6 protein-coding genes and 2 pseudogenes are annotated in these 9,567 nt (G+C 36.8%); 5 read left to right on the top strand and 3 right to left on the bottom strand.

All coding sequences use genetic code 11. The features are described from left to right. The first annotated feature begins 146 nt into the window (after positions 1–146). Positions 147–1,124 carry a choloylglycine hydrolase gene (gene bsh / locus JCM6256_RS08635; protein WP_025081289.1) on the top strand — a complete coding sequence of 326 codons (978 nt, stop codon included), beginning with the start codon at positions 147–149 and terminating at the stop codon, positions 1,122–1,124. A 102-nt stretch (positions 1,125–1,226) separates the two neighbouring features. Continuing rightward, the gene (locus JCM6256_RS08630) at positions 1,227–1,802 is read left to right on the top strand and encodes a phosphatase PAP2 family protein (RefSeq protein WP_025081288.1); all 576 of its coding nucleotides are present in this window, start codon (positions 1,227–1,229) and stop codon (positions 1,800–1,802) included. A 51-nt stretch (positions 1,803–1,853) separates the two neighbouring features. Here the strand turns inward: JCM6256_RS08630 and JCM6256_RS08625 are convergent, their stop codons facing one another. Beyond that, complete coding sequence (locus JCM6256_RS08625) at positions 1,854–2,687, bottom strand: DegV family protein (protein ID WP_025081287.1); 834 nt, start codon at positions 2,685–2,687, stop codon at positions 1,854–1,856. A 264-nt stretch (positions 2,688–2,951) separates the two neighbouring features. Here JCM6256_RS08625 and eno point away from each other — a divergent pair. Further along, positions 2,952–4,237, top strand: a pseudogene (eno, locus tag JCM6256_RS10200) (phosphopyruvate hydratase). A gap of 61 nt (positions 4,238–4,298) precedes the next feature. On the opposite strand, the gene JCM6256_RS08615 reads toward eno, so the two are convergent. Beyond that, a complete protein-coding gene (locus tag JCM6256_RS08615; protein ID WP_025081286.1) occupies positions 4,299–5,144 on the bottom strand; it encodes a LysR family transcriptional regulator in 846 nt (281 codons plus the stop codon). Positions 5,145–5,267: 123 nt separating this feature from the next. Between JCM6256_RS08615 and JCM6256_RS08610 the strand changes: the two genes are divergently transcribed. Then, entirely contained in the window at positions 5,268–7,547 is a 2,280-nt protein-coding gene (locus tag JCM6256_RS08610) for an HAD-IC family P-type ATPase (RefSeq protein ID WP_025081285.1), read from the top strand. Between the two features lie 64 nt (positions 7,548–7,611). Here the strand turns inward: JCM6256_RS08610 and JCM6256_RS08605 are convergent, their stop codons facing one another. Further along, positions 7,612–7,839, bottom strand: coding sequence for a hypothetical protein (locus tag JCM6256_RS08605; RefSeq protein WP_025081284.1), 228 nt, complete (start codon positions 7,837–7,839; stop codon positions 7,612–7,614). 215 nt (positions 7,840–8,054) lie between these two features. Here JCM6256_RS08605 and cls point away from each other — a divergent pair. Beyond that, positions 8,055–9,537 (top strand): annotated as a pseudogene (cls, locus tag JCM6256_RS10195) (cardiolipin synthase). Positions 9,538–9,567 lie beyond the last annotated feature (30 nt).

The raw sequence follows: 9,567 nt of genomic DNA, 5'->3' as shown, positions 1-9,567 counted from the left end.
AAAAATGACCGTTCAATTGAACGGTCATTTTTTAATTTCTTAAGATTTTATAAAGTCTAACTGACAATTAGATAGATATATACAAAAAGTGTACACTCTTCTTTATTATTATAATTTTTGTTTATCATAGAAAGAGATACAGATAAATGTGTACATCTATTATTTTTAGTCCAAAAGATCACTATTTCGGCCGTAATCTTGACCTTGAAGTTTCATTTGGTCAACAAGTTGTTGTCACCCCTAGAAACTACAACTTCAAATTCCGTAAAATGCCAGATATGAAGAAGCACTTTGCTATGGTAGGAATTGCTTTAGTAGCCGATGAATATCCTCTTTACTTCGATGCAGCAAACGAAAAAGGCTTGGGGATGGCTGGTCTTAATTATCCTGACAACTTCCATGCTTTTGAAGTAGAAGATGGAAAAGACAATATTAGTCCCTTCGAATTTATTCCTTGGGTTTTAGGACAATGCGCAACTGTTGACGAAGCTAAAAAACTTTTAGAAAAGATCAACTTAGTAAACATCAATTTCAGCGAAAAGATGCAATTATCTCCTCTTCACTGGTTAATTGCTGATAAAACTGGCAAATCAATTACCGTTGAATCAGATATTGATGGCTTGCACGTTTACGACAATCCTATTGGTTGCCTTACTAACAATCCACAATTTCCAAAGCAATTAACCAACTTGGACAACTATGCTAATCTTTCACCAGCTATGCCAGAAAATACTTTTTCTAAAGAAATCAATTTCAATGGCTACAGCCGTGGTCTTGGTTCTCACAACTTGCCAGGTGGCATGGATTCAGAATCACGTTTTGTTAGAGTAGCTTTCAACAAATTTAACGCACCAAAATTTGATACTGAAGAAGAAAATGTTGATACTTACTTCCATATTTTGCATTCAGTAGAACAACAAAAGGGCTTAGATGAAGTCGCTCCTGGTCAATTTGAATATACCATTTACTCAGACGGCACTAACCTTGATACAGGCGTATTCTACTACACCACTTATACTAACAAGCGTATCACCAAAGTTGATATGAACAAGCTTGATCTTGATAGTGATCAAATGACTGTTTACCCAATCAACGACAAGATCACTTTTGATGAAGAAAATTAAATTTATTAAGTTTTAACCAAGGTTAGAGCAAAAATTCACTTATCCTGCTAGAATTAATCATGCAATAAGTGAATTTTTGTTTTAATAAGGAATTGAGTTTGCATGGATAATTGGATAATAATCATAGCTTCACTAGCTATTTTGTTATTCTTGGTTTTCAAAATAAAAACCTCGCGCCGGTTCAATTTATATGATCATTGGCTTCACCACAAATTAGTTAAAAAAAGAGACGGTTTCGGCTGGCAAATTATTGCATTTTTAAACGATCCAAAATTAATGGTTGTTTGGGCAGTTTTGCTTGCTAGTGCATTAATTAACGACAATCATATTTACACAGCGATGTGGGTTTTGGGAACTTTAGGCTTTACAGATTTAGCTGGAATTATTCTCAAAAAAATGGTTAAACGTCGTCGCCCGATTTTGGCTTCTGATTTTGAAGAAGGCTACAGTTTTCCAAGCGGTCACGTTCTTGGAGCTACATCAATGTCTTTGATTTTAGTTACCTTGTTTGGAAAAACTTTAGGCGTCGGATTCGCAATTATTATTGCAATAATTTGGATGATGGTTGTAATTTCTCGTTTAAGTTTAAAGGCCCATTACCCTTCTGATGTGATTGGGGCTACAAGCTTGGCAATTATTTGTTTTAGCATTTGCCAACGAATTTTTTTAGCTATATAAAAAGAGATATTGTAGATTTTCTACAGTATCTCTTTTACTTTCTAATTAATTTTATTCATGAAAACCAATCATGAGTCCGCCCTGTTCAGCATAAAAGCTGCAAAGTCCGCGCATCGGGCGAATTTTAATATCAGCATCCGGAAATTCATCAAGAATCTTTTCCTTTAAAGTTTGCGCATCAGTTTCATTTTCACAATGATCAATGACTACTTCGCCACCAGCATACTTCATTTCTTTCATTTGCTTAGTGATTTCGCGAAGAGCCTTTTTCATTCCCCTTGCCTTTGATAATTGTTCAAGCTTACCATCTTTACTTGCTGTACCAATAATATTGATATGAAGCATTCCAGCAAATTTTGCAACAGCTGGGGACACACGACCGTTTAGAGAAAGATTATGCAGTGATTGCAATACAAAAAGCAGATGCGTATGAACTCTCATTTTGGCAATTCTTTCTTCTAAATCAACAAAACGAATGTCTTCGTTTATCAATTGTTCAATTCCTTGTAAAACGATTGCTAGTTCTGGTCCTGCAGAACGTGAATCAACAACAATAATTTGACTCAAGGGATGTTCTTCAAGATACATGTCACGAGCTTGAAGCGCAGACGAATAGGTTCCGCTCATGCCACTTGTCATTGTTACAATGATTGCTTTATCGCAGCCCTCCAAGGCATTTAGCCAATCTTGGATGCTAGGACAAGAAGTCTTACCTGCAACATCATTTTCATCCATTGCAGCCAAAAAATCTGAAATATTTAAATTTTCATCATCGTAATAATCTTTCCCGCCAAATGAAATAGTAAGCGGAACAACAGTAATATTTCTACTTTTATCGGTTACTTCATTAGAACTCGAATCAGTAATCAAGCGAATATTTTCCATATTTATTTCCTTTACGTAGATAGTATAAGTTATATTATATCTAATTCATAATCTTGTTAAGCTATATTATACATTATTCTGTAAAGTTAATTTAAAAAAGTATGCGCTTTAACAAAACTTAAAATGTAAAGCGCTTACATATGTTTACAGAATCACAAAGTTAGGCTAAAATTTGAGATGTAAGTGGAAAGCAGATCGCTTTCCATGGTGAAATATAAAGATATAACCTGTATTTCACCATATATTTTTAGGAGGTTTTTTTTGATGTTAAAATCAGTCATTGAAAATGTTCATGCACTTGAAATTTTTGACTCACGTGGTAACCCAACTGTTGAAGCTTTCGTTACCCTTTCAAACGGTGTCGTAGGTAAGGCTGAAGTTCCTTCAGGTGCTTCAACTGGTGAAAACGAAGCTGTTGAATTACGTGATGGTGATTCACGTCTTGGCGGTAAGGGCGTTTCAAAAGCTGTTAACAACGTTAACACTGAAATTGCTGAAGCTTTGAAGGGTATGGACCCACACGACCAAGCTGCTATCGATGCAAAGATGATCGAATTAGACGGTACTCCAAACAAGGGTCGTCTTGGTGCTAACGCTATCTTGGGTGTATCTATGGCTACTGCTGCTGCAGCTGCTAAGGATACTCACCAACCTTTGTACCGTTACCTTGGTGGTACTGACCTTGAAATGCCACAAACTTTCCACAACGTTATCAACGGTGGTGAACACGCTGACAACGGTATCGACATTCAAGAATTCATGATCACTCCAGTTGCTAAGACTTCATTCCGTGATGGTTTCGAAAAGATCGTTAACGTATACCACACTTTGAAGAAAGTTCTTGAAGACATGGGTTACGAAACTGGTTTAGGTGACGAAGGTGGTTTCGCTCCTAACATGAAGAACTCAGAAGAAGCTTTGAAGGCTTTGCACGAATCAATCATCAAGCTGGTTACAAGCCAGGTGAAGATATCGCTATCGCATGTGACTGTGCTGCTTCATACTTCTACAACAAGGAAGACGGCAAGTACCACCTTGAAGGTAAGGTTCTTGACGATGAAGAATTGGCAAACTACTACGACAAGTTGCTTGACGAATTCCCAGAATTAATTTCTATGGAAGACCCATACGACGAAAACGACGTTGAAGGTATGGTTAAGTTTACTGCTAGCCACAAGGACCGTATCCAAATCGTTCTTGATGACTTCATTTGTACTAACCCTGCTTTGCTTCGCAAGGCTATCAAGGAAGGTGCCGGTAACGCTTCATTAATCAAGTTGAACCAAATCGGTACTGTTACTGAAACCCTTGAAACTATCCGTCTTTCACGTAAGAACGGCTACAACACTATGATTTCTCACCGTTCAGGTGAAACTGGTGACACCTTCATCGCTGACTTAGCTGTTGCTATCAACGGTGGTCAACTTAAGACTGGTGCTCCAGCTCGTTCAGAACGTGTTGAAAAGTACAACCGTTTACTTGAAATCGAAGAAGAACTCGGTGACGGCGAACGTTTGGCATTCTTCCCAGACTCAATCGACAACGACTAATTCTTTTCGAATTATTCAAGAAAAAAGAAGCTTGCAATCTGCAAGCTTCTTTTTTTGTACCCTAAAATAAATCGATTATTCGTTGCATTAATGGAGAAATTTTTTCTTTACGCCAAACTAATTGCAAATGTGTCTGCCAACTTGCATGCTTAATAGGCACAAATTGATTTTTAGCATACAAATTAGCAATTGATTCTGGAACAAGTGCTAACCCCATCCCCTTTTGCGCCCATAAAATTGCTGTTCTCGAATCATCACATTTTACTGCATAAAAAGGTTTAATTCCTTGATGCGCAAAACTTTTATTAAAAATATCCTCAAATCTTCGATAAATAATTAATGGTTGATCATCCAAATCTTTTAGCTTTACTGCTTCTTTTTCCAAAAAAGATTTATTTGTAGTCACAACCGTCATACGCTCATTCGTTATTGTTTTACTAGCAATACCATTGCGATTAAACGGCGTTCTAACGATTCCTAAATCAATTGTGCCATTATGCAATTTTTCTAAAACGCCAAAAGTATTTTCTTCATAAACATCAAAAGTAATATCAGGATAAAACTTAGTTAACTGTGTAAATTTGTCGGAAGGAAGCTCACCTACTGATGAAGATGCGGAACCAATTTTTATCGTTCCTAATTCCCCTTTTGCTGTTTTCTGTACCTGATCTTGGGCCATTTTTGCTAAGCTTAAAATTTCTTCAGCATATGCCTGCAATTCATTGCCAGCATCAGTTAATTCAATCCCGTGAGCTGTTCTTTGAAAAAGCTTTACTCCAAGTTCTTTTTCTAATTGCTTTAATTGATAAGAAAGTGGCGGTTGGGCAATGAACAATCGTTTCGCGGCCGCCGTAATCTGTTTTTCCTCTGCAACTGTCAAAAAATACCGTAATTGTTTTAAATTCATAAAAAATATAGAACCCTTATCCATGATATAAAAATATTTAATATCACTTATCTTAAGCTAATATTTTATTCAAAGCAATATCTGTGCTACCTTATATAGGTAACAAAAATTGGAGGGAAAAGAATGGCTGAAAAATTTCAAGGCTTGAGCCAAGCTGAAGCCGAAAAACGCCTTAAAGAAAATGGGTTAAACGAAGTTCCAGAACCTAAATACAATTTCTGGAAAGAATTTGCCGGTAAACTTTGGAATTTATCTGCATGGATTCTAGAAGCCGCTTTAATTTTGGAATTCGTTTTAGGAAAAAGAATTCAAGCACTCTTTGTGTTAGCAATGCTTTTATTTGCGGCATGGAACGGTGCTTCTAAAAAGAAACAATCAAGACGAGTTCTTGATAGCATTTCTCACAAATTAACACCAACTGTTGCTGTGGAACGTGATGGTAAATGGATGAAGCTTGATTCCAAGCAATTAGTTGTTGGCGACTTAATCTCACTTCAACGTGGTGACGTTGTTTCTGCTGATGTGAAGATTGTTGACGGAAAAATGTCTTTTGATGAAAGTTCAATTACTGGAGAATCAAAAGCTATTAAGAAAAATATCAACGATGAAGCTTACGCCGGAACCACGGTTATGGAAGGTCACGGTTTAGCCGTTGTTACAGCAACTGGTAAGGATTCACGTTCTGGTAAGACTATTAACTTGATTAACAAATCTGCCGCACCTGGTCACTTGCAACAATTATTGACTAAAATTATTTATTACCTTTGCCTTTTAGATGGTATTTTAACTTTAGTCATTATTATTGCTTCATTCATTAAAGGTGGCGACTTCACAACATTTATTAATATGTTGCCATTCCTTGCCATGATGTTTATTGCTTCTATTCCAGTTGCGATGCCATCAACTTTTGCTTTATCCAACTCCTTTGAAGCAACTCGTTTAAGTAAAGAAGGCGTTTTGACTGCCGATTTAACAGGTATTCAGGATGCTGCCAACTTGAACTTGATTCTTTTGGATAAAACAGGAACAATTACTGAGAATAAAACTGCTGTTGCTAGCTGGAAGAACTTCAGCACTTTATCCGACAACGAAGTTTTGGAATTAGCCAGCGCTGCAACTGATCAAAGAAATAAGAGCATCATTGATACAGCGATTGACGAATATGTTTTAAGCAAAGGCTTGAGCATCAAAAACGTCAGTGAATTTACACCATTTACTTCAGACACTGGTTATTCAATGGCTGAAGCTGACGGTCACAATGTTAAGTTGGGCTCATTCAAGCAATTATCTTTAATTGATAAAACTGCCGAAGATAAAGTTAAGGATGTTGACTTTGCGGCCGGCCGTTCTGTTGCCGTGTTAATTGATGACAAGCTTGCTGGCGTCTTTATTTTGAAAGACAAAGTTCGTTCTGATTCTAAGAAGGCCTTAGCTGAACTTAAGAAGCGTGGCATTCGCCCTATCATGCTTACAGGTGATAACCAAAGAACTGCCGCTGCCGTTGCTAAAGAAGTTGATTTAGTCGGCAATGTTATCTCAATTCATGATTTTGATGAAAATACTAACATTGAAAAATTAGCTGGTATAGCCGATGTTTTGCCTGAAGATAAACTTAAGATGGTTAAATTCTTCCAAGAAAAAGGCTACATCGTAGGGATGACCGGTGACGGCGTTAACGACTCACCTGCTTTGAAGCAAGCTGAAGTTGGTATTGCTGTTTCAAACGCTGCGGACGTAGCCAAGCGTTCAAGTAAGATGGTTCTTCTTGAAGACGGTTTGACCTCAATCGTTAAGATTTTAGATGCTGGTCACCGTGTTTACCAAAGAATGACAACTTGGTCATTGACTAAGCTTGCAAGAACCGCTGAATTAACGATGCTTTTGACATTCGGCTACTTATTCTTCAATTACATTCCAATGGCTTTGAATGCGATGGTTATTTACACAATCATGAACAACATGGTTACAATGATGATTGGTACTGACCGCACTCACATTACTTATAAGCCTGAAAACTGGGATATGGCTAAACTTGCTAAGATTGCCTTCTCACTTGCAGCTGGTTGGACTATTTTAGGTATGTGCTTCGTCGCTTACCTCAACCTTCACGGCTGGAGTCATGGCAGTATTTCTACTATGGTTTACGTTTACTTGGTACTTAGCGCAATGCTTATTGTTCTTATTACCAGAACCCGTAAATACTTCTGGCAAGATCACCCATCCAAGCTTGTTGGTACTGTGCAAATTTGCGATGTATTGTTAACCTTCATCCTTGCCCTTTGCGGCTGGGCTATGACACAAATTTCTTGGCAAAACTTGCTTATTACTGTGATCGTAGCAATTATTGCTGCTGTGGTAATTGATTTATTCTACAAGCCAATTATGGAAAAGAAAGATAATTAAACAATTTTCTATAAAAAATTTAAAGACCATCCGGTTGCGAATATTCGCAGCTAGATGGTCTTTTTTATAATCTCAGGACAATTTTACCCATGTTTTCTTTTGAGTCTTTCTTTTTACTAAACCCATTCATAAACCATACCATGAAAAACGCGAATGCTATTCCTTCAAAAATATTCATAACTAGTGAAAAAGTTGAAATCGTATGTTTACTTAAATAATCAAAGCCTAAACTTAATAATGCAAAAAGTATTCCAGAAATAATTCCTCTGATTTTAATTTCTTTTTTGCTCATTTTGCTTCATAATTACCACCTCTGTGAAGTTTAATTCATTATGATTGTATCTTAATCAAAGCATTTCAAATAAAAAAATACCAAATCTGTCATTATTTTGACTGATTTGATACTTTTTTAGCTCAATGTATCCTGTTATAATGCTCAGTGTATTTTTGTATAGTTTTTGATAAAATATATAAAAGTTATATTTTATTGTAATAAGGATGATTTAAATGATTTGGACATGGGATATTATCCGCCGCATTATTGAAGTTTTGTGGCTAATCAATATTGGTTTCGCTGTTTGGACGGTTTTTCGCTCTAGACGCGACATTGCCTCAACTTGGGCATGGCTGCTTGTATTAACCGTCTTTCCTTATGTAGGTTTTATTATTTATCTATTTTTAGGAAGACAATTATCACACGACGAAATTTTTGCAATTCAAACAGAGCAACAAAAAACTCGTGAGCAATTTTTAAGCAAACAACATGAATTGCTCAAAAAGCATGATTTATTACCATCGGAAGATCGCAAGCCACGAGCCAGAATGCTTACGGAATTGAATCTAACTAATAATGATTCAATTTTAACCTTTAACAATGACGTTGAACTTTTTATTGATGGACCAAAATTGTTCGACAACATCATTGAAAACATAAATCAGGCTAAAAAATTGGTCGACGTCGAATTTTACACTTTCTATGATGATGAATTAGGCAATCGCGTTTTAAAAGCTTTAGAAGATGCTGCTAAGCGTGGCGTAAAGGTGCGGGTAATCTACGATGCTAGCGGCTCCCACGGCACTAAGCCCGCATTTTTCGATAAATTACGTGAACTAGGTGGTCAAGCTCAACCATTCATTTCTACTTCAAAGAAATATTGGTTTACCACTCCCCGACTCAATTACCACTTACACCGTAAATTAGTCATCATCGATCATGAAATTGGCTACATTGGTGGTTTCAACATTGGTGATCAATACGTTGATAAATCTAAAAAATTCGGTCATTGGCGCGACACACACATGCGCGTTGTTGGCCAAGCACCAATCATGATGGAAGTTCGTTTCGCAATGGATTGGAACACTTCTAGCCGTAAATCACACTTACCTGAATATGAAGTAGACTGGCTAAAAGATTTCAAATTAAAGCCTGCAACTAATGAATCACAGGTTGCCATGCAAATTGTTTCTTCAGGTCCCGACAGCCAAGAATTTGCTATTCGTCGTGGTTACGAAGGAATCATGCTGGTGCGAGAAAATACGTTTATATTCAAACACCATATTTAATCCCTGAACCTCCTGTTTTAGAAGCCTTGGTTATCGCTGCTAAAAGTGGTGTTGATGTCAGAATTATGGTTCCCGATATGGCTGATCACGCTTCGTATATCGTGCAACAGAATATTATGCTAAATACTTAACGGCTAACGGTGTTAAAGTTTACAAGTACGATAATGGCTTTATCCATGCGAAAACTATCGTCAGCGGTTCTAATATTTCCTCAGTTGGTTCCGCCAATCAAGACTTCCGTAGTTACAGTTTGAACTTCGAAGTTAATGCCTTCAACTACAGTCCAGAATTAACGGCAAAATTAAAGGCCATCTTTGAGGAAGACCTTAAGAAGTCAACCTTGATGACCAATGAATACTTTGATAAACAATCTAAATGGCGCAAGTTTAAGCAATACTTCTCTAGATTGCTTTCACCAATTTTATAACCAAGTAACTAATAATTTAGGCTCTTTGTC

Source organism: Lactobacillus hamsteri DSM 5661 = JCM 6256, from assembly GCF_000615445.1.
Lineage (GTDB): Bacteria > Bacillota > Bacilli > Lactobacillales > Lactobacillaceae > Lactobacillus > Lactobacillus hamsteri.
This window is presented reverse-complemented; position numbering and strand designations above follow the sequence as displayed.